Below are 25,463 nucleotides of genomic sequence, written 5' to 3'. Positions count from 1 at the left end.
GGACACAAAAAAGCGAGAGCTCTTTATTGAATCGGGATTAGCCAAGTGGCAAATCCTGATGCAATGAAGTCTCTCGCTTTGCGGGGATATGTGGCGTATTACGCCCAGGTTGGCTGTACTTTCATAACAGCTACCTCTTTCTCCCGTTTGTATGATGCTGAGTCGTTTAACGTCGCTCCAGCGACTGCAGTACTTTTGCCTAGTGCACCAGCGGCAACTGTTGAAGAAGTCTCGCTCTCCGACTCTTCTCGATAAATGATCGCACCTAGTGATGCAAGTTTTCCGGTAATATCGACATAACCACGATCCACATGATGAAGGCCAGTAACTTCTGTTTCACCATCAGCTCGTAGTGCTGCACATATAAGGGCTGCACCTGCACGTAGATCGGTTGCACATACTTTCGCACCTGTAAGTGGAATGCCTCCAGTAACGATTGCAGATCGACCATCTACTTTAATATGTGCATTCATCTTTTGGAATTCTTCTACATGCATAAAACGATTTTCAAAAACGGTTTCCGTCACTACACTTGTACCTTCAGATACGAGCAGTAGAGCCATCATCTGCGATTGCATATCCGTTGGGAAACCTGGATGAGGCAACGTTTTGACATCCACAGAACGAAGCGTTGTGCTCGAACGAACTCGAATGCCGTTATCGCTCTCCGTAATTTCTACGCCCATTTCCTGTAGCTTAGAAATGACTGGAGTAAGATGATCAGCAATGGCTCCTTCAATGAATACATCCCCGCCAGTAATGGCAGATGCAATCATATAAGTACCTGCTTCAACACGATCTGGAATGACGTTATGTTTTGCACCGCTAAGCCGTTCCACGCCTTCGATACGAATCATTCCTGTACCTGCGCCGCGGATCTTACCGCCCATAGCATTAATATAGTTCGCCAAATCAACAATTTCAGGCTCTTTTGCCGCGTTTTCAATTGTTGTTGTTCCATTTGCGAGTGCCGCAGCCATCATGATGTTTTCAGTTGCTCCTACACTTGCAACATCCAAATAAATTTTGGCGCCAACAAGTCGTGTCGGCGTGCTCGCTTCAATGAATCCATGACCAAGGGTAATGACTGCCCCCATCGCTTCAAAGCCTTTCAAATGCTGATCAATGGGACGAGTCCCAATTGCACAGCCACCTGGCAATGAAATTCTAACCTTGCCAATACGCGCTAGAAGCGGCCCCATCACTAAGAAGGAAGCTCTCATCTTGCGGATTAGCTCATATGGTGCTTCACATGAAGTAATAATTGGCGCTGATATACGCATCGTTTCATTCTTATAAGTAACCTGAGCTCCCAATGAGGCAAGCACATTCTGAATCGTCATAACGTCGTCTAAGAGGGGCACGTCACAAATGACGCTATCTCCTTCAGTCGCTAACAATGAGGCAGCAAGAATGGGGAGCACTGCATTTTTTGCGCCGCTTACGCGGACTGTGCCCATTAAACGCTGGCCTCCGCGGACGATAATTTTAGTCATCTTTGTGTTCCCTCCGCGAATAGCAATTTCTATTGCATGCTAATAAATTTTCTTATTGAGTGAATATTTGGACAAACTTCGATCACATTACTAAACTTCATCTTAACATTATGCATCAATAATCGACAAGGGTAAATTCTTTCCACTTTTTACACATTACATGGCCAGAATAAGAGTGGAATAGTCTCCCTAATGGGTTATTTACGACTATATTCCTTGAATTACCACTTTTATTCCTTATAACAATTATTTTTGTATACAAACTTATCGACTAATTTCACCAAAAAATGTAGCTTTGTATTACCCATTGTTAACATGTTTCGTCTAGGTTATTCGACAAAACTTCTAAGCATGGTTGAATAGTCCCAGTATTGTAAAACAAACTGCGCAAGCAAATGACCAATGGCAACAGCAAGAAGTACTTGAAACATCCTTGCTTTCAAGCTGCGAGGAAAGCGGAATATCGCTTCCCACTTCACTTCTTTTAGCAAAATCCAAACTAGAAATATGCTAATAAGTTGAACAATAATGGAGAACAGTCCGGTTAATCCCGTTAAAGTTTGCATTTCATTGAATAAGTTATTTGCATCCGCATCCATACTGCATCCTCCATGTAGTCGATTAACCCATCAAACTAATCTTTATAATATCGATATAAAAGTGATGTAAATTGTCCCCGACTGGCTTTTTCATCAGGCTTAAATTGATTTCGCTCGATTCCTTGCAGCTTACCATCAACTTTCATGGCAAACAACATCGGGGAATACCAATCGTTTGGGGCTACATCAGCGAATGGACGGGCAAGCGGGAACTGTACCTTAAGCGCTTCAGCATAACCAATTATGACAGCCATCTCAGCTCTTGTAATAGGTGAATTAGGTCGGAAGCTCCCATCCGGGAATCCACGTACCCAACCTTGCTGCACCGCCTTCTGGATTGCTCCACTCGCCCAATGAGAGGCGCTAACGTCAGTAAACTGCTTAGAGGTAGCCATATTTGTTATAGGCTTATAAGCTTTTACAATCATCGCAACAGCTTCTGCTCGTGTAATCGACCGCTCAGGCTCAAAGCGGTACCCACCAACACCTTTAACGATATTCAGTTTCGTTAAGCTAACAATATCATCTTTAGCCCAATGCCCCTTTATATCCCGAAAACCCGAAATGAGTTCCTCTGATTGCAAATTCAATCGATAAAATTGATTATTAAACGCTTTGCTCGAAGTAAGCTTCACATAATAAACACCTGGTTTCAGTACTTGTTCGGACGTCTTTAGCTTACCGCTCGTACCTGAATTTCCTGATGCAATACGTGTCATTCGTTTGTCTAAGCCTTCCAATTGAAGCGTTGCATCTGAAGGAATCCCTGATACAGATAAGCTAACAACACTTTGACTAGACACTCGGAACTGGAACCAATCCGTATCGGAAGCAGTACCCATAACACCCTTGTACTCGGTACCAGGACTCATTAATAAAGCTTCATAGGATTTATCGTTTGGTTCATTAGGATCGTCTAATTGGGGTGTAAAGCCGATCTTAAGCGTATAATGGCCAATCGTCGGACTTGCTTCCAAAGCAATTGCATTGTGAACACGTATATAATATTTACCCCGGGTGACAGATATGACGGGTGAGTGTTCGCCCTCTCCTTCTCTATGCTCATCGTAAAGAATAAGGGAATGACCATCCTTTTGCAAAGAAAGACCTGGATCGATCCGTACAGTATCTGTACTAAGTGATAGCTCTAGCTTACCGTCTTGCTGAAAATCGACTACATACCAGTCACGATCACCTGTTTGACCAAAGGTTCCCGTAACGGATTGTGACTTCGCTTCTAATCTTTTCGCTTGGTTCAATTGATCATTTGGTTCAAATCTATCTGGCCAAATAGCAAAAGAATTCGTTAACGAATAGTTTAGTGATTGTTTTACATCTGGATTACTGAAAGTTAGCCCAATAACCTGTTTACCTTTGCTAACATCAAACTCGATGATTTTGCTAGACAACTTAATGTCTTCAGCGCGCGTAAGCTTACCCCCACTGTGATGAGTGATTCGAACAACTGGTATTGTTCCACCGCCCTCTGGTGCACCTCTGTAATTCAATGTGAGTGTACCTTCATTGGGGGTCTCAATAACGTACCAGTCCATATCGTCAGCACTTCCAATTGATGCTTTCATTTCGTTGAATAGTGGAAAAGTTGTCGCTGACTGACGACGATCATTTGGTTCATTGGCATCTTTGAATAAAATAGCCTGGACTGCTCTATCTACTGCAAGTAGACCGTAGCCCGAAGTAGAATCAACACCTTTAACTCCGATATCCTTCGCCGTTTGTCGCAAAAGTTCACGAACTTCCAATGGTTTGTACTCAGGATGTTGTGCCCACACTAGAGCGGCAGCCGCAGCAACTTGAGGAGCTGCCATCGAAGTTCCCTCTTCTTGCTTGTACTTTCCTCCTAAAGCTGTTGTGAACACATTCCATGGAGCAAGTATATCAAGCTCAGTACCTGAATTAGAACGCTGGTCTGGTCTATTGTTAGGCTGAACTCCCCCTACTGCAAGGACTGTCGGATATGCTGCAGGATATTTAACAGCAGTCTTATTACCTGATTTAACTCCGTCATTGCCAGATGCAGCTACTAGCAGAACACCCTTATTTTCGGCATAGTTTACGATGTCTTGCATGTATGGGGAATAGCGATGCAGACCAACGGACATGACAATTATTTTGGCGCCGTTTTTTACGGCATACAAAATAGCTTCACCAAGATCAAGCTCCGTGCCGTCTCCCCACTCATCTAATGCTTTTACTGGCATTATCTTAGCCCTCCACAGTACGCCAGAACCACCAATACCGTTATTGCCTGCCGCAGCAATAACACCAGCAACACTAGTCCCATGACCATTGTCGTCAGCAGGCGACTTCTTCGGGTTAACGAGGTTCGCTCCTTGAACAAGATTATCCTTCAAATCAGGATGATCTAATTCAACACCAGTATCCACGAGCGCAATCGTAAGTTCTTTTTGTTCTCGTACTGTTTCCCATGCCTTCTGCGCACCTATTTGTGCGAGATGCGACTGCTTAGGAAGCTCAGGGTCATTAGGGTTCGTATTAGGCACTGCCGCTAATGGTGCTGCGACCGTACGCTCACTATCCGCTTGGACCTCTTCATCATCGGCAGACAAGGATAAGATGCTGACTGGGTTATTCGGATGTATGTATTCGACGCCCGGCTCTTCACTTAGCCGGTCAAGCCACGCATCCACGTCCTCGCCCCAGTCCGCAGCGGGACGCACGACTTCCACCGCCGCAGCTTCTTGGCGGCGGATCACTTCCACCCCGCGCAGCTTATGCGCCTTCGCGGGGGAAGTCCATTTGAGCAGCCAGCTTTGCGGCTGCTCAAGGGCTGCGCCTGCGTCCGCGTATACGGCGGACGCTAGCGCCCCTGCTACGGGAGCAGGAGCGACGGGGGCTATTACGCCCCCGAGCGCTACGCTCCCGATCAGCAGCACCACAAGCGCGCGGCGTAGACGTTTGCCGCGCGCTTGTGGTGCAAGGCTGTGAGCGCCTCTACGGTAGTCGAGGCGCTCGTTTGGTTTCCGCTCGCGCGGCAAGATCGCGTTGCTGCTATTCGATTCGAGATGAGGCGATTGCTGATCTCGATTTATATCGATAATGGAATTCCAATTAATCGTCATTAGTTTTCTGCCTTTAAACGTATTTCATTAATATTTCGTTTAACGAATACGTTTTCCCTTCTTTTTTTCATAGAAAGAGGGCACAACAATAGTCATATTCTGCTAGAGTGGCTAAAGATACGAATTGTTCGTTAAGACGCGCTGCACTTAACTATAAATTCGTATAGCTTACCATTTTTTAGACCGTCGCTCTCATTTCGATTGTATGACAGACTGACGGACTGTTTCGCCCGCTACACTTCCTATCTAAAATTTCTGATTGTATTATTTATTAAACTACTACTGTGTTTTGTCTACAACTTCTCCGAAATCTGTCCCAATTTCTCTATTAACCTTGTTAATTCTGAGAAATTAACATCTTAGCGTATTAATGCGCTTATTTGTTAGTCCATCGCAAATAAGCCAAAATCTAAGCGTATTAATGTACTTAATTCCAAGCTGATCACGAAAAAACAAATATCTAAGTGTATTAATGCACTTAAGATGTAAGTCAATCACAATAGATCTATAGCTTCTAACCACCAAAGTACCCTTAATATATGCTTACCCTTCGATAACATGATAAATAGATATCATGCTTTGAAAACAAATAAAATAAGCAGTTTTTCTACATGTTAAATCGTTTCCATTGTAATCTTCTTGCAAGAGATATCACAATAATTCTTAATTACGTTTTGACACTTTTCACTTTTTACTTCGCACAAAAAGAAACTCCCCCCATAAAAGTTCAAAGAATTGTCTCTTAATTCATTACCCACATCTTGTTGTATTGAATCAATTTAAAAAAATCGGTATACGCAAGCACAGTATCATCATTGATACTAGCTTCCATATACCGACTTAGACATTATCCGAAACGACTATTTCCTATACGCTTTGATGACAAGTGTCGCTACTATACATGTACATTTTTACAATTTTCTATTATGTCTACTGTATATTCGTCAAAAATGACTCTATAGAAAATAAAAAATCAATAAGAGTAGAGAGAAGACCTGGGAACAAACCAACAGCTAACGTTAAAGAAGCGCAGAACCAGATGACTATGCCTATAGTAACCGGGATTTTAATTATTCCAGTAGCTACAGTTTCATTAACTGATTTAACAGTTGTTTCCGTTTCTACTTCCTCATTCACTGTTCTGCTCACATTATTAATCGTGAATGTTTCCTCCGAATCATGTCCCTGCGCACTTGCACCTTTATTCACTTCACTTCCGTCATGCGGATTTTGGCCTAACTCTTCATTTATCCCGCTTCTCAGCGATGCGGATAAGGAAACGCCGTTACTACTTCTCATGAACATTTGGCGAATAAGCCCAAAGTAGAAATAGTACGAAATGACACTGCTGAGGACCATAATGACGACGATCCAGTACGCTTTTGCCTGAGCTGCTCCCAATAAAATGAATAGTTTCCCGAAGAATCCCGCTGAGATGGGAAGTCCCGCTAGTGACAATACAAAGATGGTCATAGCGACAGCTGTCCACGGCGCACGATAGTACATACCTGCAAAACCACTCAGTTCGTCGTGTCCAACTGCTCGACTAACGACTGTGTGAATGGCAAAAGCGCCAATTGTCATTAATAGATAAGCTACAAGATAAAACAGTATCTCATTTATATTATTGATGTGCCCGAATGTAAAAGAGATGCCTACCGGTACTAGCAAGTAACCTCCATTTGCAACACCAGATAGAGCAAGCAGCCGCTTCACATTCATCTGCCTAAGAGCGGCAATCGTGCCTACTAGCATAGCTGTTGCAGCAATCAGCAGCACCGCGAAAAATATATCGTCACTCACACTTATCAATCCACTCGCTGCGTCAGCAGGCGATTCTGCGAACAACACACTCTCGAACATAATGCGGATAATTATCGCAAGTGTTGCTCCTTTGGACACAACAGCTAGGAATGCAGCAATTGACGTTGGAGCACCTTGATAGACATCTAGCGACCATGCATGAAAAGGCGCTGCTGCAATTTTAATTGCAAAACCAGCAAGCATAAATGCAAATCCGACATATAGAAGGGATTCATAATTCTCTAATGCCATTGGTAACGCTGCGCGTATACCTGTAAAGTCTACTGCACCAGTAACTCCGTACACATACGACATACCGAACAAAATAAATGCAGACGATATGCCGCCCGTTACTACATATTTGAATGCTGCCTCAGCAGATAGGGATGATTTTCTGCGAAGACCTACAAGCACATAACTCGTTATACTAAGCAGCTCTAGTCCAATGTACAATGTCACCAAGTTTCCTGACGAAGCCATGATCATTGCACCAATAACGGCAGGTATTAACAGGTAGAAATATTCGCCCTTTTCCGTTATCGTACGATCATTTTGTACAGAACCAATTCCAAGCAACGTTACAAGTGCTGTACCCCCAAGGAATAACAGTTTCATCAGATTACCAAAATCGTCAACCCGATAACTATCGCCAAGTAGTGAAATTATACCTACCGTTTCGTCTCCCTGCATATCAATCATACGTAGTAAAACTAAAGTGAATGCTCCCAGCAGACCAACCAACGTTAGCCCACCTATCCATGTTCGTCTTATTCGTTGCGGCAACAACATCTCAAGCACTATTAACAGTACAAACCACGCGCCAAGCGCTAGCTCAGGAGCCATTACCAGCATATCCGACCATGTTAGTGGTTTAAATATCGTTTCCCCCGGCATCGCTTATCCCCCTGCCTTTGTTGCGTGTAATACGTCCATAAAGCTACTAATGCTATGATCCACTGTTTCTGTTAAGACGGATGGATAGCAGCCTAACAATATAATAAATGCTAGAAGTATCACCATCGGTAGTGCTTCGATAAATCTCGCATCACGAAGTGCCGAGTAGCTTTCCTTTTGCGGACCAAACGTTATTTTTAGTACACTTCTCAATACGTAGACTGCGGTCAAAATAACTCCAAGAACTGCGAAGCCTGCTAACCATTTCATCGACTCGAACAGTCCTAGCAATGATAGAAACTCGCCTACAAACCCAGACAAACCAGGTAAACCAAGCGAAGCTAGCCCCGCTGCTAGAAGAACACCGCTCATAAAAGGCATTGAACGAGCAAGACCGCCAAGCTGATTAAGCTCTGTTGTGCCTGTACGCTCATAGAGACTTCCCACGATCAAAAATAATAATGCAGATATAAGTCCATGAGAGATAAGCTGGAACAGCGCTCCCTGCAAACCAATTTCATTGAAAGCTGCAAGACCGATCAAGACGATGCCCATATGGCTAATTGAGGAGTATGCAAGTACAAGCTTGAACTCCACTTGTCGGAATGCGAGGATTGCACCGTACAACAAGTTAATGACACCTAGTGTTGCTAATACGACAGCCCACTCACGCGCTTGTTCAGGGAATAAGAAAAATCCAAATCGTATAAGTCCGTACGCACCCATCTTGAGCAATATACCAGAATGTATCATTACAACTGCCGGCGACGCTTCCTTATGTACTTTGAGCATCCAAGAGTGAAAAGGGAAAATAGGAAGCTTAATACCAAAAGCGACGAGTAGCATAATAAACAATGTCCATTGCATAGTTTCGCTTATATTGAATGGATTACCGCCTTGAATCGCATCTTCTGGGAGATTAACGTAAGCATCGGGGTCCGTTAAATTACTTGTTATGTCTGCGTAACTTCCGCTGTAAATGTACTGAATCCCTTGCGTTGTCTCCTCAATCCGGAAACCTGCTGTATTAACTAGTATTACGAATGCAATCAACATAATAGCCGAACCAATACCGTTGTAGATCAAAAATTGATTAGCCGTTCGTTCTCGATTGTAGTAGCCCCATATGCCAATTAGGAAGTACATAGCTATCAACGTAATTTCGAAGAAAATAAAAAACAAGAAAACGTCACGTGCCATAAAAGCACCTAACATACCAAACTCAAGTAATAAGAACCAACTGAAGAAAGCTTTCCAACGTTTCTTCACATGAATCGCAGCCATAGCTGCCATTGCTGTCACTAACGCTGTAAGTAGTAGAAGCGGTAATGACAACCCATCAATAGCAAGTGAATACTGGAATGAAAATAACCATTCTGCATCTCCCTGGAATAGCGCTATTGGGGCTTTAACCCAGTTATAAGACTCGCTGTAAGCCTGACCACCTTGTTGCTTGTCATAATCGACAAACAGCCATATAGAAAGAGCAAGCGGCACTAAAGTCGTAATAATAGCTGCAATCTTCAGCCAGCCTCCTTGATGTTTCGGAAGCAACTGAATAATCGTAAATCCAAGGACCGGCGCTAATAAAATTATCGAAAGAATGGGGATATCATGTAAAATGCTCACGATAGAATCCTCCTTCCGATAATTGTAATGACTATGACCAAAACACCTATGACAGCTGCAACACTATACGTTTGTACATGTCCATTTTGGAGTCTGAGTGCAATTTTACTTGCACCATTTGCAGCGGAACCTGCTAATTTTACTACTCCCCCGATAATATAAGTGTCGAATGCTATTAAACCTGTTCCCAAATTACGTAACGAACGAATGACAACGACTTCATAAAACTCATCTACAAAATATTTGCGTTCAAGCAGTCTGATCAGCCATGGCATACGTTCAGTAACGAATGTACGGCTTATACTACCTTTACCATAGATGAGCCATCCAACTAGCAAGCCAAGCACACCAACCGCAATAGAACAAATGATTGCAATTGTACTACCATGAGGTGCTTCCGCATCATCACTCAGCCATGTCCCTAACCAGCCATTCCAAGGCGTCTCCACAAATCCAGCGACCACGGAAAGTACAGCAAGTACGAGAAGTGGCACTGTCATCACCCATGGTGACTCCTTCACTTTTCCTAACACTTCGCTTCCTTTGGAAGACTTTGCTTTACCTAAGAAGACGAGGATAAACAGTCTTGTCATATATAGCGCCGTACAGAATGCTGCTACCAAACCAATAACAAAGAGGAGCGGATTCTCTTCTAACGCAACCGTTAAAATAAGATCTTTCGACCAAAAGCCTGCAAGCGGCGGAATACCTGAAAGCGCCAATGCCCCAATGCCGAATGTCCATGCGGTAATACGCATTTTTTTGCCTAACCCGCCCATTTCATTGATGTCTTGTGTATGTACAGCATGAATAATGCTTCCCGCCCCAAGAAATAGCAATGCTTTGAAAAATGCATGAGTGAATAAGTGGAAGATACCACCTGTTAACGAACCAAGCCCAAGCGCCATCATCATAAATCCAAGTTGGCTGACGGTGGAATAAGCGAGTATTCTTTTTATATCATTTTGCGCGAGGGCGATTGTTGCGGCGAATATAGCAGTAAAGCCTCCAATATACGCAACTGTCTCCATCGCAAAAGCTGATGCTTCAAAAATGTCAAATGTACGGGCGATGAGGAATACCCCGGCAGCTACCATTGTTGCTGCATGAATGAGTGCGCTAATCGGAGTTGGACCCTCCATCGCATCTGGCAACCAAACATGCAATGGAAACTGGCCTGACTTACCCACCGCTCCTAAGAAGATCAGTAGTGCTATGACCGTTGTAATGCTAGTTGCAATTGTTCCACCTTGTCCGTCAAATACACTTTCGATCATCGTAAAACCAAGCGAATGTCCAGGCATATACCAGAAAAGAAGCAGAATGCCGATTAACAATCCTGCGTCCCCAATACGTGTGACGATAAATGCTTTTTTGGCTGCAGCCCGAGCTGCGGGTTTTGTGTACCAGAAACCAACAAGCAGAAACGAACATACACCAACAAGCTCCCAAAAAATATATAAGGACAACATATTGTCGGATAAAACAAGTCCTAACATAGAAAAGGTGAACAATGAGATATAACCATAAAAGACGGTTATACGTTCATCGTTTTTCATATAACCTGCTGAATAAAGATTGACCAGAAAACTAACAAGTGTCACAACGACGAGCATTAATGCAGTTAAATTAGTAACTTCAAACCCAATAGTGAATACGTACTCGTTAATAGTAATCCAATCAAAGCCATTGTTATAATCAACCGCGTTCGGTTTTAACCGTTCCAGTAAAACAAGCAGTGACACAACAAATGCGCTAAGTGAGGCTATTGTTCCGATCCATATACCAGCTGTACGAAAACCTTTGCCGAGAGCAGTCAATAACAAAAAAGAAACGAACGGTAACAGCGGTATGATCCAGGCAACTTTTGTGTACATGTCCATAACCAGCCTTACCTCCTCATTCGATTGAATGCTTCGATGTTGATCGTGCCACGAGCACGGAATAGAGCAATGAGTATCGCCACAGCAATTGCAGCTTCTGCCGCTGCGACTGTAATTGAAAATATGGAGAAAATTTGTCCCGTTAATGACGGGATGACGCCATATTTTGAAAAGGCGACCAAATTTAAGTTTACTGCATTTAGCATTAACTCAAGCGACAAAAGAATAATAATCCCATTCCGTTTCGATAGTGCACCGTATAAGCCAATGCAGAACAATATTGCAGCTATAGTGAGATAGGAAGGCAGCATTTAATCAGCCTCCTTCTTAGCGATAACGATTGCACCAATAAAAGCAACTGTTAGCAAAATAGACAACAGTTCAAAAGGCACGATGTACCCTGTAAATAATAGTTCACCGATCGCCAACGTGTTGTCTTCTACACCTTGCATTGGCGCTACTTCTGGGAAAGCCGTTGAGCGTATGGCGTAAAATAATAAACCAAATAAACTAAGTGCCCCCACGGCGACAAGCACTTCATGCCATGGTCTAGCTGGCTCTGCACTTTCGCCAGTATGCTTCGTCATCATGATACCGAAGATCATAAGAACGGATACAGCTCCCGCATAGATCAACACTTGAACAAATGCGACGAATTCAGCATCTAGCAGCACATATAAACCTGCCAATCCTAGAAAAACAGCCGCCATGGAAACGACCATGTGCACGACTTTTTCCAGACTGATCATGAGGACTGCTCCCCCAATCATAATCGCCGCGAACACGAAGAAAGCGACAAATTCTCCCGTTAATTCGACGTTAAACAATTACTTAGCGCCTCCTTTGGCTGGTGCTCCGATATTGTTATTGTCTTCACGAACGAGTGTATTGTTGTCCGTCAGCCATCCTGCATCCTTATACAATTCATCTCGGCTATAGGTAGCAAGTTCAAAGTGATTGGTCATCACAATCGCTTCTGTTGGACATACCTCTGTGCAGAGATCGCACAAAATACAAATCTCAAAATTGATATCGAACGTATCGATCACTTTACCCCGCTTCTCAGGGTCGGGATTTGGCTTACCAGTAAGCGTAATACAATCGGTAGGACAAATACGTGCGCATTGGTTGCAAACGATACATAAATCCGGAATAAAATGCTGAATGCCTCGGAAACGATCTGGCATTAAAATCGGTACATCAGGGTATGAGGTCGTCACCTTAGGAGCTGTTAACGATTTGAGCGTTACACCGAGTCCTTGCAGCAATCCATTCATGTCCGTCTCTCCCTTATTCTCATTTAACGAACAACTCCAAGAAGAGTGCCGTCAGAAATACGTTAAGTAATGCTACAGGCAGAAGCACCTTCCACCCTAAGCTCATTAACTGGTCTACACGAATACGCGGAAACGAAGCCCTTATCCAAAATAACGAAAACACGATAAACGTAAATTTCAATAAAAACCAAATGATGCCCGGTACAAAATCAAGGAATGGCACTGGTGGATGCCAGCCTCCAAGAAATAGTACCGTCGTTAATGCAGCAATCGCATAAACATACACATATTCCGCTAACATGAAGAAGGCAAATCGGAATCCGCTATACTCCACATGATAACCAGCAACTAGCTCCGATTCAGCTTCTGGCAAATCGAATGGTGTACGATTTAATTCAGATAACGCTGCTATATAGAATACAACAAATCCGATGATTTGAGGGATAATGTTCCAATCCCAAAACCATCCGCCCGCCTGTGCAGCAACGATATCCCTCAAGTTTAAACTTCCGCTGAGCAATACAACGCCAACAATTGATATGACGAGCGGCACTTCGTAACTAATCATCTGAGCAGCTGAACGCATACCGCCAATAAGTGCATACTTATTGTTAGACGCCCAGCCTCCTAGCACAATGGCTAATGTCGATACGCCTGAAAGTGCTACATAATAGAGAAGCCCTACATTTAAATCGGCAAAATATAAATTTTGTGAATAGGGTATTACCGCTAGTACCATAAATGCAGGTATGAATGCTAAGGGCGGAGCAACAATAAATAAAAGCCGATCAGCTTTGCGCGGAATTGTATCTTCCTTAATTAATAGCTTAAAAATATCAGCTACTGACTGCAGCAAACCAAGCGGCCCTACCCGATTCGGTCCAATACGTAATTGCATCCAGCCAATAACCTTACGTTCAAAATATATTGCATAAGTCACAAAACCAAGTACAATAAGTAAAAATAAGACAACCCACAGAAACATAATTAGCGCATTTCCCCACGTAAGTGGTTCAGTTAGCCAAGCTCCCATCAGCAGTCCACCTCTCCGACAACGATATCAATGCCTCCAAGTATCGTAATAAGATTAGTCATCGACTCTCCGACTAGCAGCTTAGGCAATATTTGAAGATTAACAAAAGAAGGTCGTCTAAACTTTAGGCGGTAAGGCTCTGCCTTTCCCTTCGAAACAATATGGCAACCTATCTCTCCACGAGGCGACTCTATCCTCACATAGGTTTCACCAGCAGGTGGACGAATGGCCCGCGGTACTTTTCCCATCGTTTCACCATCATTCGGGAATTGCTCCACTGCTTGTTTTAAAATACGAAGGCTTTGGCGAATTTCTTCCAGCCTAACGCGATAACGATCATAACAATCTCCATTCCGACCAAGTGGAACGTCAAATTCGAATCGCTCATACAGACTATAAGGTTCAGCTTTTCGCAAGTCCCAATTGACGCCTGTGCATCTAAGATTAGCACCCGACAAACCATAATCTATAGCAGTAGCAGCATCATATTTACCTATTCCTTTGATCCGTGCAAGGAAAATCTCATTGCCTGTTACTAGTTTGTCGTACTCCTGCAGCTTCTTCTCCATGTAAGGGATAAACTCTTTCACCTTATCCATCCACCCTGGAGGAGCGTCCCATTTCACACCACCCACACGCATGTAGTTATACGTTAACCTTGCTCCACATAGCTCATTGAATAAATTAATGATCATCTCCCGATCTCGGAATGCGTATAAAAATGGGCTCATCGCCCCAATATCCAATAAATAAGTACCCCACCAGACGAGATGACTTGCTATACGTTGGAGTTCCATAACAATTAGACGTAGAAATTCCGCACGAAGTGGAACTTCGAGACCCATCATTGTTTCTACTGCATGAACAAGCACATAATTTGTCGTCATAGCCGACACATAATCCATTCGATCCGTATAAGGAATGATTTGCGTAAAGTTTAGATTTTCAGCGATCTTCTCTGTTCCCCTATGCAAATACCCCATTACTGGGGTTGCTTCCGTTATGACCTCTCCATCAAGCTTTACTACAATCCGAAATACGCCATGTGTACTAGGATGCTGCGGGCCTACATTTAGTAGCAGTTCTTCTGTTCGAATCACCGGTTGCTCACACCTCCGAGTCGAGTGGTTCATAATCTTTGCGAAGCGGATGGCCGACCCAATCATCTGGCATCATAATTCTGCGCAGATCGGGATGACCGGGAAAGTCGATTCCTAACAAATCATAAATTTCTCGTTCGTTCCAATTGGCGGTTGACCAGGTTAGAGCTGCAGAAGGTACTGAAGCTGCTTCACGGTCGGTTCTCAGCTTAATGACTACATCCCGTCTGCTCTTTAGCGATAACAAATGATAGACAACTTCCAAATGCGTCTCATAATCTACGCCTGATACGTTACGGAGATAGTTAAAATCCAGTTCTTTATGATCCCGTAAAACGACCGCAGCCTTTGTCCAATGTGCTCCACTTAACACGATAGTCGGCATATCGGCATTTAGTTCGTTGATATATGACTCTAGTACCGCGTCGCTCGCAACTTCATTGCTAAGCACTCTGATGATTAGTTCAAGTTCAGGTAGCCTTACCGATGGAAGCTTTGGTTGTTCAGGCTCAGCTTCAGCCGCTTCGGCTTCAGCCTTAGCTTTTGCTGCTAGTCTAGCTGCTTTTGCTTCAGCAGCAGCTTTCAGTTTTGCTTCCCGCTCAGGATCTACAGCTGGTGCTTGGGCTGATTCCGATGTCACCACTTGTGGTTCACTTGCTGGTGCTGGCGTCGCTGCTTGTGGTTCAGATGTCGGCGCTCCCTCAGATGTTTGCGACTCACCTTCTATGTTAGCATCTTGCTTTTTATCCTCATCACTCATCGACCGGTCACCCGCTTTCCGGTCTTCGCTTCGTAGCGTATCTTCTCTTGGAGCTTGTTAATACCATAGATTAGCGCCGCTGGGTTCGGTGGGCATCCTGGTATGTATACATCAACAGGTACGATCTGATCTACACCTTTAATAACGGCATAAGACTTAATGTATGGACCACCAGCGGTCGCGCAAGAACCCATTGCAATGACCCATTTCGGCTCTGGCATCTGATCGTATAGACGGCGAAGCAATGGGCCCATCTTTTTCGTAACGGTGCCCGAAACAATCATTACATCAGATTGACGTGGGGAGGTGCGGAACATAACACCGAAGCGATCAAGATCATAATGTGATGCACCTGTACCCATCATTTCAATCGCACAACAGGCAAGCCCGAAGGTAAGCGGCCATAATGAATTGCTACGCGCCCAAGCTTTTAACTGCTCTAGCGTTCCCATAAATACGTTGCGTTCCAGCTCTTTGCGCTCTTCCAATGTAATCGATTCCAAGTTCAATTCCATTTCAGCACCCTCTTCTTATACGCATATAGAAGTCCAATGAGCAGCATTCCCGCGAAAATAATCATTTCGACCAGAACAAAAAGACCGAGCTTATTGTATGCGACGGCCCAAGGATATAAGAAAACGGTTTCCACATCAAAGATAACAAACATAAGAGCGAACAAATAATAGCGAATATTAAACCTAACCTGACCTTCACCTACCGGTTCGTTGCCGCTTTCGTATGTGCTTTGCTTCATTTCCGTTGGTTTTTTAGGCCTCAGAATTTTACCGACTGTTAATGCAACAACCGGGAGCAATAATCCTAGCACTGCGAATATAGCGACGACAACGTAGTTATTGATGTAGTTTTCCAAACAATCGCCTCCGTCTTGGGGATGGAATGCAGGATGTCTAATCTTGGTCAATTTTTCCTCACAATTATAACAAATGCTTCCACAGCCGTCTATGACGGAGTTGGACAGTAAGCACATACCGAATCGTTTATTCTATTCAACTTTTATAGCTTGTATGTGCGTTTCGAGTTAGAAATGGCTCACAACCAAAATTCGTGTTTGGAAAAATGATTGGTAGCACCAAGCACCAAAAATTCTAACGAATCGTACAATGCTTATCAAGCAAAAAAACCGTTTTTTTATTCTAACGAATCTACATAACGTTAATGGCTCATTTATTGCAGAAACTAGTCTGATTTTAGGTAAATAACGTTTGTGGGGTTCATTAGATTATGAAATCACTTCATTTTTACGAAATAAGGGTGTTACGATTCGTTAGCGTGTTTAATGCCAAAAAACAAAAAAACCGTCGACCATAGATCGACGTTTTTTCTGCTATTTTTCGCTACATCAATTAACGCTGCTTCACGTTTAGACGGTTCATCGCCCGTTGCAGGGAGAGCTCCGCTCTGCGGAAGTCAACTTGATCTTGCTGCTTAGCAGCAAGACGTTGTTCAGCACGCTGCTTAGCAGCCTCTGCGCGTTCGATGTTAATGTCTTTTGCAAGCTCAGCGCTCTCAGCAAGAATGACAATTTTATCTTTGCGAACTTCGATAAAGCCACCATTAACGGCTACGATATCTACGACTCCATCACGCTTGATTGTTACTGGAGCAATGCGAAGTGCAGTTACTAGTGGAATATGGTTAGGCAAAATACCTAGCTCACCTTCAACACCTCGTACACTGACCATATTCGCAGTCTCTTCATACACCTTGCGCTCTGGTGTTACGATCTCTACCAAAAAGGTACTCATGTGGATTCCTCCCGCCCTTCGCTATTAAAGCGTTTTGGCTTTCTCCACGGCTTCTTCAATGACACCTACATAACGGAAAGCTTCTTCCGGTAGGTGGTCATATTTGCCCTCGAGAATTTCTTTGAAGCTACGAACGGATTCTTTAACCGGTACGTATTTACCCGGCGTTCCTGTGAACGGCTCGGCAACGTGGAACGGTTGGGATAGGAACAATTGGATTCTACGAGCGCGAGAAACCGTAATTTTATCTTCTTCGCTAAGCTCATCCATACCCAGAATCGCGATAATATCTTGAAGCTCTTTGTAACGCTGAAGAATTTTCTTCACGCCTTGAGCAACATTGTAATGCTCTTCACCTAGTACATCAGCACTTAGGATACGGGAAGACGACGCCAGTGGATCAACCGCTGGGAAGATACCCATCTCTGAAATTTTACGCTCAAGGTTAGTTGTTGCGTCCAAGTGAGCGAACGTCGTTGCAGGAGCTGGATCCGTGTAGTCATCGGCTGGTACGTAGATCGCTTGGATCGAAGTAACCGAACCTTTTTTCGTGGATGTAATACGCTCTTGCAATTGACCCATTTCAGTTGCCAACGTTGGTTGGTAACCTACCGCGGAAGGCATACGGCCAAGTAGGGCCGAAACTTCGGAACCTGCTTGCGTGAAGCGGAAGATGTTATCCACGAACAATAGAACGTCTTTACCTTCTTCATCACGGAAGTATTCAGCCATTGTCAAACCTGTTAGTGCAACACGTTGACGTGCGCCTGGAGGCTCGTTCATTTGTCCGAATACCATCGCTGTTTTGCTAAGTACGCCGGAATCCTTCATCTCATGGTACAAGTCGTTACCCTCACGAGTACGCTCACCTACACCTGCGAATACGGAAATACCGCCATGCTCTTGTGCAATGTTATTGATAAGCTCTTGGATCGTTACCGTTTTACCTACGCCTGCGCCGCCGAAGAGGCCGATTTTACCACCCTTAGCGTATGGAGCAAGCAAGTCGATAACTTTAATACCAGTTTCCAAGATTTCAGCTTGCGTAGACAACTCATCAAATGCAGGTGCTGCACGGTGAATCGGAAGATTCACTTTGGAAGTCACATCGCCAGCTTCGTCGATTGGTTGACCAAGTACGTTAAATACGCGGCCAAGTGTTGGTGCGCCTACTGGGATCGTAATTGCTGCACCGGTATCTACTGCTACCATGCCGCGAACTAGACCGTCAGTTGTGCTCATCGCAACTGCACGAACCAAGTTGTCACCGAGATGAACGGCAATTTCAAGCGTTAGGTTAATATCTACTCCACCCGCTTGAGCCTTCTGCTCGATCTTGACAGCGTTCAAAATTTCCGGCAAGTTGCCACGTTCGAACTCAAGGTCGACGACCGGTCCCATGACGGATACAACGCGTCCTTTTTTCATTGTTTTCCCTCCTGGTCCATCTTATATAAAAATTATGATTGTGCGTTTGCTCCAGCAACGATCTCGGAAATTTCCTGAGTGATAGCAGCTTGACGCGCTCGGTTGTACGTAAGCGTCAGGCCGTTGATCATTTTCGTTGCATTTTTTGTTGCACTGCCCATTGCTGTCATACGAGCACCAAATTCGCTGGCTTTACCGTCTAGAACTGCGCTGTAAATAAGCGTTTCCGCATATTTTGGTAGCAACACTTCTAACACGCCTTCAGGTGATGGCTCATATTCATAAGCTGACACTGACTTATTTCCGCTAATTTCCTCTAGCGGCAATAGACGAGTTTCAGTAGGGATTTGCGTAATTGCATTTACGAATTGGTTGTAATATAGATTTAGTTCATCATACGAACCATCTGCAAACATCTTAACTGCAGTCGCTGCTACTGTTTTGATATCCGCGAATGACGGAGAATCCACAAGTCCAATTACTTCTTCCACGATTGGCATATTACGACGGCGGAAGAAATCACGACCTTTACGTCCAATGACGAACAGAGCGTATTCATCCGTCGATTTATGCTTCTCTTGAATCGTTTGCGTTACTTTACGCAAGATGTTGGCGTTGTAACCGCCCGCAAGACCACGATCCGAAGTAATAACGAGGTAACCTGTCTTTTTGACAGGACGCTTTGCTAACATTGGATGTTTAACGTCCTTTGTGCCCGCGGCGATGCTTGCAACTACCTCCTTAAGCTTATCTGCATAAGGTCTTGCTGCAACTGCTGCCTCCTGTGCTCTTCTGAGCTTGGATGCCGCAACCATTTCCATCGCTTTCGTAATTTGCTTCGTGTTTTGTTTACTCTTGATCTCACGTTTTATATCACGCATGCCTTTAGCCATTCATTTTCACCCGCCTTCGTTTGCCCAAGAAATCATTCTGGGGCGTAGTAAGGGGCCTACACCTGTTCTGATGGACGGGTGTAGGCTTATATTTCAGAGCCGATTAGGCAAAGCTTTTCTTAAATTTGTTGATCGCATCAACAAGCGCTTTTTCGTTATCGGATACAAGATCTTTTGTATCGCGGATGGAAGCGCCGATCTCTGGATGATTGGATTCCAAGAATGCAAGGAATTCCTTCTCAAAACGAGAGATTTTTTCGATAGCGATATCATCAAGATGACCTTTAACTGCTGTGTAGATGGACATAACTTGTTTCTCAACAGGCATCGGTTGGTTAGCGCCTTGTTTAAGAATTTCCATCGTACGAGCACCACGGTTAAGACGAGCAAGTGTACCTTTGTCTAGATCAGAACCGAACTGGGAGAACGCTTGAAGCTCACGGTATGCCGCAAGGTCAAGACGAAGTGTACCAGCAACCTTCTTCATCGCTTTAATCTGCGCGGATCCACCTACACGGGATACGGAGATACCTACGTTTACTGCCGGACGTTGGCCGGAGTAGAATAGGTCAGCTTCTAGGAAGATTTGGCCGTCTGTGATCGAAATTACGTTCGTTGGAATGTAAGCCGATACGTCAGATGCTTGTGTCTCGATAAATGGCAATGCTGTAATAGAACCGCCGCCAAGCTTGTCGCTAAGTTTAGCTGCACGCTCTAGCAAACGAGAATGTAGGTAGAAGACGTCACCAGGGTAAGCTTCCCGACCCGGTGGACGGCGAAGCAATAGGGAAAGCTCACGGTAAGCCGCAGCTTGCTTCGACAAGTCATCATAAACGATCAATACATGCTCGCCTTTGTACATGAAGTACTCAGCCATGGAAATACCTGCGTATGGAGCCAAGAACAACAATGGAGCTGGCTCGGAAGCGCCCGCTGTAACTACGATTGTGTAATCCAAAGCACCGTGACGACGCAATGTTTCAACAACGTTTGCTACTGTGGATTGCTTTTGTCCTACTGCAACGTAAATACATTTAACGCCAGTACCTTTTTGGTTGATGATTGCATCGATTGCAATCGTCGTTTTACCTGTTTGACGGTCACCGATAATAAGCTCACGTTGACCGCGGCCTACTGGTACCATCGCATCGATTGCTTTAATACCCGTTTGCATAGGCTCATGAACCGATTTACGGTCGATAACGCCTGGTGCTGGGGATTCAATCGCACGAGTTTGTGTTGTGTTAACTGGTCCTTTACCATCAAGTGGCAAACCTAGCGGGTTAACAACGCGTCCTAGTAGCTCCTCGCCAACTGGAACTTCCATGATACGACCAGTACGTTTAACTTGGTCGCCTTCACGAATGTTTGTATAAGGTCCAAGAATAACGACACCCACGTTGCTTTCCTCAAGGTTCAAGGCCATACCGACAACACCGTTTGCGAATTCGAGCAACTCGCCCTGCATCGCGTTTTCCAAACCGTGTACACGTGCGATACCGTCACCAACATTGATGACTGTGCCAACGTCTACGACTTGAATCTCGGATTTATATTGTTCGATCTGTTGTTTAATCAGCGTGCTGATTTCATCAGGTCTGATACTCAATTCGTTCACCCCTATCTACAGTGCTTTAGAATTCAAAGATTTTTGTAAACGATCCAACTTGCCTGACAAGCTGCCGTCATAAAGGCGATCGCCAATACGAACTTGCAAGCCGCCTAGTAGAGCTGGCTCGACTATTTGCTGTGCAATAATTTTTTTGCCTGTGATGCTTCCGAATTGAGCTGAAACGTCTGCAAGCTCTTGATCCGTAAGCTCCTTAGCCGAATATACCGTCGCATGCGCTTGTCCCAATGCTTCACCAGCAATTTTTGTGTACGCTTCGTACACATCACCAATGATGGATTGACGTCTGCGTGTCACGAGGACATGCAAAGTGTTGTACACAAGCTCAGATACATTGTCACCGAATACTGCTTTCAAAAGAGCAATTTTGCCCTCTGGAGCTACAGTTGGCAACGAAAGGAATTTCACAGTTTCTTCATCTTGTTTCAAAGCGTCAGCGATCAGCTTAAGCTGATCTTCCACTTCTGAAACTTTACCTGCGGCGGAAGCAAGCTCGAACAACGCTTTTGCGTAGCGCTTCGCTACAACCGTGTCCCGACTCATTTGCTACCTACTTCTTTCAGGTACTTATCAACAAGCTGTTCTTGGGACTTTTCGTCCACTTGCTTCTCGATAATTTTGGATGCGATCTTCACGGAGATGCCGCCCACTTCCGTACGAAGCGCCGCGATTGCTTTGTTCTTTTCACTTACGATATCTTTAAGCGCGTCGTCCTTCAGACGAGTTGCCTCCGATTTCGCAGTTTGAACGATTTCGTCAGCTTGCTTCACGCTAGTTGTTCTTGCTTGCTCGATTATGCCGTATGCTTCTTTACGCGCTTGCTCGAGCGCAGCCTTCTGCTCATCCATCGATGCTTCAGCCGCTTTACGACTAGTTTCTGCCGTGTTCATTTGCTCACGAATGAGTTCTCTGCGCTTCTCCATTACTGCAACAAGCGGTCCCCAAGCATATTTACTCAGCAACCACAAGAGGAACAAGAAGGCAACCATTTGAAATATCATCGATTCCCATAAAAACTTATCCATTGCTGCAACTCCTTCCTTACAAGCTTGTAATCAAAACGAAGGCGAAGAGGGCTAGGCCTTCCCCGCCATTTCAATTTCATTATTTACTAAGTAAACAAAGCCATGAACGCGATAACTACTGCGATAATTGGCACTACTTCTACTACGCCGACACCGATATACATTGTTGTTTGAAGCTTGCTTTGTAGTTCTGGTTGACGAGCAACGCTTTCGATTGTTTTACTAACGATAAGACCGTTACCGATACCTGCTCCAAGTGCGCCCAAACCAACTGCTACTGCTGCTGCCAATACTCCTAATTCCATTGAAAAATCCTCCTCGAATTTGTGTTATTTGATTCAAAACTAATTTATAACTGCTCTCATATAGAACCGTTTGGATTCCAATATAAGATTTAACCAACTATTAATGATGTTCTTCTTCGTGGTGATGGATAGTTGCTTGCGAGATGTACACCATCGTCAAAATCGTGAACAAGAAACCTTGCAACAAACCAACGAAAATACTAAACCCTTGCCAAGCAGCTAGGAACGGCAATCCGAATAATCCAAGCTTCAAGATTGTTGAGATCAATACTTCACCAGCAAAGATGTTCGCGTAAAGACGAAGGGACAATGTGATTGGCTTCGAAATCTCTTTGATCACGTTAAGCGGGAAGAAGATCGGGAACGGCTCAAAGTAATGCTTCAGATAGTACTTGCGATTTTCTTTCAAGCCTAAGAAATGAACTAGGAAGATTACGATAATCGCTAAACCAGCTGTGACCGATAGATCGGCAGTTGGCGACTTGAAGAAAGCCATATGCACATGCCCATGGTACTTATCTAGCAAATCAGGCGTTATTCCTAAGAACTCATTTACTTCAGTGAATTCAAACGCAACACCTAACGGCAAACCAAGAAGATTGGAGATTACAATGTAAAGGAAAAGCGTTAGCCCCAGAAACAAGTAACGTTTAACCTTCTCCAGTGGCATTGCACTTGCGATTGTGTTATGAACGAATTCAATGACCAATTCAAGAAAGTTTTGCATCTTGCCTGGATTCTCAACCGATAGGTTGCGCACCGCAAGACGGGCAATAATAAATGTAATGAGCATCGTTATGAGAATCGTACCCCATGTAGACATATCAATACGAAAGCCACCTACGTCCCAGACGGGAAATTCATGCATGTTATTTTTCACCCCTCTCCGCTGCTAGTGTCGTTTATTGTAAATGCTAGCTGATACCAATATTATAAACGGCATCATCATACAAGCGGCCAGCGTAGCTGGCATGTTGAACGTTTCTGGATACTTATAGGCGATCATTGCAGCCAATAACACCGTTGCCATGCGACTTCCGAGTCCTAAACCCATTCGTCGCTTGCTTCCGTCTGGTACAACTTGTCCTACTAGTTCCACTCTGCGCTTCAGTAAGAGCGCATTCATAACACTCGCTCCAATACCTAACAGCAGGCCAGCGAATACGCTCCTCCACCCTGGAATGACTGCCCAGAGCAACAAGCAAGCAGCTGAAAAAAACAGTGCCACTCGTATCGCCGATTTAAATAAATTATCCATCGGATTCTTTCAACACCTTCCTAAGAATAAGAATGGCTGAAACAATTCCGACAGCCAGACCAACAAGTACACCTCCGAGCATCCAAGACTTAGCGTCTCCGAAATGTTCACCAGCCTTGGAGCCTAGCCAATATCCTAAGAAAACACACACTCCGACTTCCACACCTAACGAGCCTATAACAGCACCCGCTAACCAAGGATTATCATTGTTGCCCTTTCCTGCCATGGCTTGCACCCCTGTCAATCCTCATTTATTTTATCGAAGCGGCTCAAGGTTTGTCAATTGAAATAACAACAAACATTTCGTGAACAAAAGGCGAAAAACCCTTGTGTTACAAGGTTTTCGAAGCGCCAAAACCGTACAGTACCACTGTATGCTGTACATTCAGCCTTCACGCCGCCTCTAATGCTAGAACTATGAACGTTGTGTGAACGAATCCGGGCGTTCTTTTTGCCTACCAAAATGATGGAGTATTGCGTCTACAATTCGCTCTGAGGCTCTACCGTCACCGTAAGGATTAGCTGCTTGGCTCATGCGACAATATAGAGCAGTATCATTCAACAATGCTTTAGCTCTCGCATAAACATTATCCTCATTTGTACCAACAAGTTCCAACGTGCCTGCTTCAATTCCTTCTGGACGCTCTGTCGTATCACGAAGTACTAACGTTGGAACTCCGAACGATGGCGCTTCTTCTTGCAATCCGCCAGAATCCGTCATAATCATGTACGCATGAGGGAAGAAATTATGAATTTCAAATACGTCTAATGGTTCAATCAAACGGATACGCGGATGATCACCCAATATTTCATTCGCAGGCTCTCTTACTGCTGGATTCGGATGGACAGCATAAACAACCACAACATCCTCATGCTCATCAGCAATACGCTTAACAGCTTGGAATATGTTGCGATGCGGCTCACCAAGCGATTCTCTGCGATGTGCAGTCATTAGAATCATTCGTTTACCTTTAGCCCACTCAAGCACTGGATGTGCAAAAGATTCATCAACCGTATATTGGAATACGTCAGTAGCCGTGTTTCCTGTAACGTAAATCGTTTCTTCTGACTTGTTTTCCTTACGAAGATTGTTCGCTGACCACTCTGTTGGTGCAAAATGAATATCAGATAGTACACCAGCAAGTTGACGGTTCATCTCTTCTGGATACGGCGACATCTTATTCCATGTACGTAGTCCAGCTTCAACATGTCCTACTTTGATCTGCTTCAAAAACGAAGCATAGCTTGCTAGAAACGTCGTTTGTGTATCCCCATGCACTAATACGATGTCAGGTTTTGTTTCATCTAGAACAGGCTCAAGTCCTTCAAGAACTCTAACTGTCGTTTCTGTTAAGGTCTGACGATCCTTCATTACGTTCAAATCGTAATTTGGTTTAATTTCAAAGAAATCAAGCACTTGATCAAGTATTTGCCTATGCTGTGCAGTTACACATACGATAGATTGAATATCATTTTCTCGTTTTTGCAATTCCAACACTAGCGGGGCCATCTTGACTGCCTCTGGTCTTGTACCGAATATAGTCATTACCTTTAATTTGGGCAACAGTGTTCACTCCTAC

General features: G+C 44.2%; 25 protein-coding genes. All 25 read right to left on the bottom strand.

The annotated features are described in order from the left end of the window. Positions 1-98 precede the first annotated feature (98 nt). Positions 99-1,496 carry a UDP-N-acetylglucosamine 1-carboxyvinyltransferase gene (gene murA / locus I6N90_RS22580; protein ID WP_197938013.1) on the bottom strand — a complete coding sequence of 466 codons (1,398 nt, stop codon included), beginning with the start codon at positions 1,494-1,496 and terminating at the stop codon, positions 99-101. Between the two features lie 329 nt (positions 1,497-1,825). After that, complete coding sequence (locus I6N90_RS22575; RefSeq protein ID WP_232243266.1) at positions 1,826-2,095, bottom strand: DUF1146 domain-containing protein; 270 nt, start codon at positions 2,093-2,095, stop codon at positions 1,826-1,828. Between the two features lie 35 nt (positions 2,096-2,130). Further along, positions 2,131-5,199 (bottom strand): S8 family serine peptidase, encoded by a 3,069-nt coding sequence (locus I6N90_RS22570; protein ID WP_197938012.1) that lies wholly within the window; start codon positions 5,197-5,199, stop codon positions 2,131-2,133. A 930-nt stretch (positions 5,200-6,129) separates the two neighbouring features. Further along, positions 6,130-7,896, bottom strand: coding sequence for an NADH-quinone oxidoreductase subunit N (locus tag I6N90_RS22565; protein WP_197938009.1), 1,767 nt, complete (start codon positions 7,894-7,896; stop codon positions 6,130-6,132). A gap of 3 nt (positions 7,897-7,899) precedes the next feature. Continuing rightward, positions 7,900-9,519: a complex I subunit 4 family protein gene (locus I6N90_RS22560; protein WP_197938107.1), complete on the bottom strand. Its 1,620-nt coding sequence runs from the start codon at positions 9,517-9,519 to the stop codon at positions 7,900-7,902. 2 nt (positions 9,520-9,521) lie between these two features. After that, a complete protein-coding gene (gene nuoL, locus I6N90_RS22555) occupies positions 9,522-11,408 on the bottom strand; it encodes an NADH-quinone oxidoreductase subunit L (protein WP_197938007.1) in 1,887 nt (628 codons plus the stop codon). A gap of 8 nt (positions 11,409-11,416) precedes the next feature. After that, a complete protein-coding gene (gene nuoK / locus I6N90_RS22550; RefSeq protein WP_197938005.1) occupies positions 11,417-11,719 on the bottom strand; it encodes an NADH-quinone oxidoreductase subunit NuoK in 303 nt (100 codons plus the stop codon). Next, positions 11,720-12,235, bottom strand: a complete 516-nt coding sequence (locus I6N90_RS22545; RefSeq protein WP_197938003.1) for an NADH-quinone oxidoreductase subunit J — start codon at positions 12,233-12,235, stop codon at positions 11,720-11,722. It lies immediately after the preceding gene. Next, complete coding sequence (gene nuoI / locus I6N90_RS22540) at positions 12,236-12,685, bottom strand: NADH-quinone oxidoreductase subunit NuoI (protein ID WP_197938001.1); 450 nt, start codon at positions 12,683-12,685, stop codon at positions 12,236-12,238. It abuts the gene before it with no gap. A 19-nt stretch (positions 12,686-12,704) separates the two neighbouring features. Beyond that, positions 12,705-13,718: an NADH-quinone oxidoreductase subunit NuoH gene (gene nuoH / locus I6N90_RS22535; RefSeq protein ID WP_197937999.1), complete on the bottom strand. Its 1,014-nt coding sequence runs from the start codon at positions 13,716-13,718 to the stop codon at positions 12,705-12,707. Next, positions 13,718-14,818, bottom strand: coding sequence for an NADH-quinone oxidoreductase subunit D (locus tag I6N90_RS22530; protein ID WP_197937997.1), 1,101 nt, complete (start codon positions 14,816-14,818; stop codon positions 13,718-13,720). The genes nuoH and I6N90_RS22530 overlap by 1 nt, the downstream gene beginning before the upstream one ends. A gap of 7 nt (positions 14,819-14,825) precedes the next feature. Further along, positions 14,826-15,578, bottom strand: a complete 753-nt coding sequence (locus tag I6N90_RS25175; RefSeq protein WP_197937995.1) for an NADH-quinone oxidoreductase subunit C — start codon at positions 15,576-15,578, stop codon at positions 14,826-14,828. Next, positions 15,575-16,093, bottom strand: coding sequence for a NuoB/complex I 20 kDa subunit family protein (locus I6N90_RS22520; RefSeq protein ID WP_197937993.1), 519 nt, complete (start codon positions 16,091-16,093; stop codon positions 15,575-15,577). Before I6N90_RS22520 ends, I6N90_RS25175 begins: the two co-directional genes overlap by 4 nt. Next, a complete protein-coding gene (locus I6N90_RS22515) occupies positions 16,084-16,449 on the bottom strand; it encodes an NADH-quinone oxidoreductase subunit A (protein WP_232243265.1) in 366 nt (121 codons plus the stop codon). The genes I6N90_RS22520 and I6N90_RS22515 overlap by 10 nt, the downstream gene beginning before the upstream one ends. Before the next feature lie 493 nt (positions 16,450-16,942). After that, positions 16,943-17,344 (bottom strand): F0F1 ATP synthase subunit epsilon, encoded by a 402-nt coding sequence (locus I6N90_RS22510; protein WP_197937989.1) that lies wholly within the window; start codon positions 17,342-17,344, stop codon positions 16,943-16,945. A gap of 24 nt (positions 17,345-17,368) precedes the next feature. Continuing rightward, complete coding sequence (gene atpD / locus I6N90_RS22505; RefSeq protein ID WP_197937987.1) at positions 17,369-18,772, bottom strand: F0F1 ATP synthase subunit beta; 1,404 nt, start codon at positions 18,770-18,772, stop codon at positions 17,369-17,371. A 32-nt stretch (positions 18,773-18,804) separates the two neighbouring features. Next, complete coding sequence (gene atpG / locus I6N90_RS22500) at positions 18,805-19,665, bottom strand: ATP synthase F1 subunit gamma (protein ID WP_197937986.1); 861 nt, start codon at positions 19,663-19,665, stop codon at positions 18,805-18,807. 103 nt (positions 19,666-19,768) lie between these two features. Further along, the gene (atpA, locus tag I6N90_RS22495) at positions 19,769-21,274 is read right to left on the bottom strand and encodes a F0F1 ATP synthase subunit alpha (protein WP_197937984.1); all 1,506 of its coding nucleotides are present in this window, start codon (positions 21,272-21,274) and stop codon (positions 19,769-19,771) included. A gap of 15 nt (positions 21,275-21,289) precedes the next feature. Further along, positions 21,290-21,838 (bottom strand): F0F1 ATP synthase subunit delta, encoded by a 549-nt coding sequence (locus I6N90_RS22490; protein ID WP_197937982.1) that lies wholly within the window; start codon positions 21,836-21,838, stop codon positions 21,290-21,292. Then, positions 21,835-22,320, bottom strand: coding sequence for a F0F1 ATP synthase subunit B (atpF, locus tag I6N90_RS22485; RefSeq protein ID WP_197937980.1), 486 nt, complete (start codon positions 22,318-22,320; stop codon positions 21,835-21,837). The genes I6N90_RS22490 and atpF overlap by 4 nt, the downstream gene beginning before the upstream one ends. An 86-nt stretch (positions 22,321-22,406) precedes the next feature. Next, positions 22,407-22,625, bottom strand: a complete 219-nt coding sequence (gene atpE, locus I6N90_RS22480; protein ID WP_197937978.1) for a F0F1 ATP synthase subunit C — start codon at positions 22,623-22,625, stop codon at positions 22,407-22,409. 100 nt (positions 22,626-22,725) lie between these two features. Then, on the bottom strand, positions 22,726-23,493 hold the full coding sequence (gene atpB, locus I6N90_RS22475; protein ID WP_197937977.1) for a F0F1 ATP synthase subunit A: 768 nt from the start codon (positions 23,491-23,493) through the stop codon (positions 22,726-22,728). 24 nt (positions 23,494-23,517) lie between these two features. Then, entirely contained in the window at positions 23,518-23,883 is a 366-nt protein-coding gene (locus I6N90_RS22470; RefSeq protein ID WP_197937975.1) for an ATP synthase subunit I, read from the bottom strand. Then, positions 23,876-24,109: an AtpZ/AtpI family protein gene (locus I6N90_RS22465; protein ID WP_197937973.1), complete on the bottom strand. Its 234-nt coding sequence runs from the start codon at positions 24,107-24,109 to the stop codon at positions 23,876-23,878. The genes I6N90_RS22470 and I6N90_RS22465 overlap by 8 nt, the downstream gene beginning before the upstream one ends. Positions 24,110-24,298: 189 nt before the next feature. Next, positions 24,299-25,447: a non-hydrolyzing UDP-N-acetylglucosamine 2-epimerase gene (gene wecB, locus I6N90_RS22460; RefSeq protein ID WP_269669550.1), complete on the bottom strand. Its 1,149-nt coding sequence runs from the start codon at positions 25,445-25,447 to the stop codon at positions 24,299-24,301. Positions 25,448-25,463: the final 16 nt, after the last annotated feature.

Origin of the sequence: Paenibacillus sp. GSMTC-2017 (genome assembly GCF_016019935.1) — a bacterium.
Classification (GTDB): Bacteria; Bacillota; Bacilli; order Paenibacillales; family Paenibacillaceae; genus Pristimantibacillus.
The sequence above is the reverse complement of the archived record's forward strand: the minus strand, read 5'-3'. Positions and strand labels throughout refer to the sequence as shown.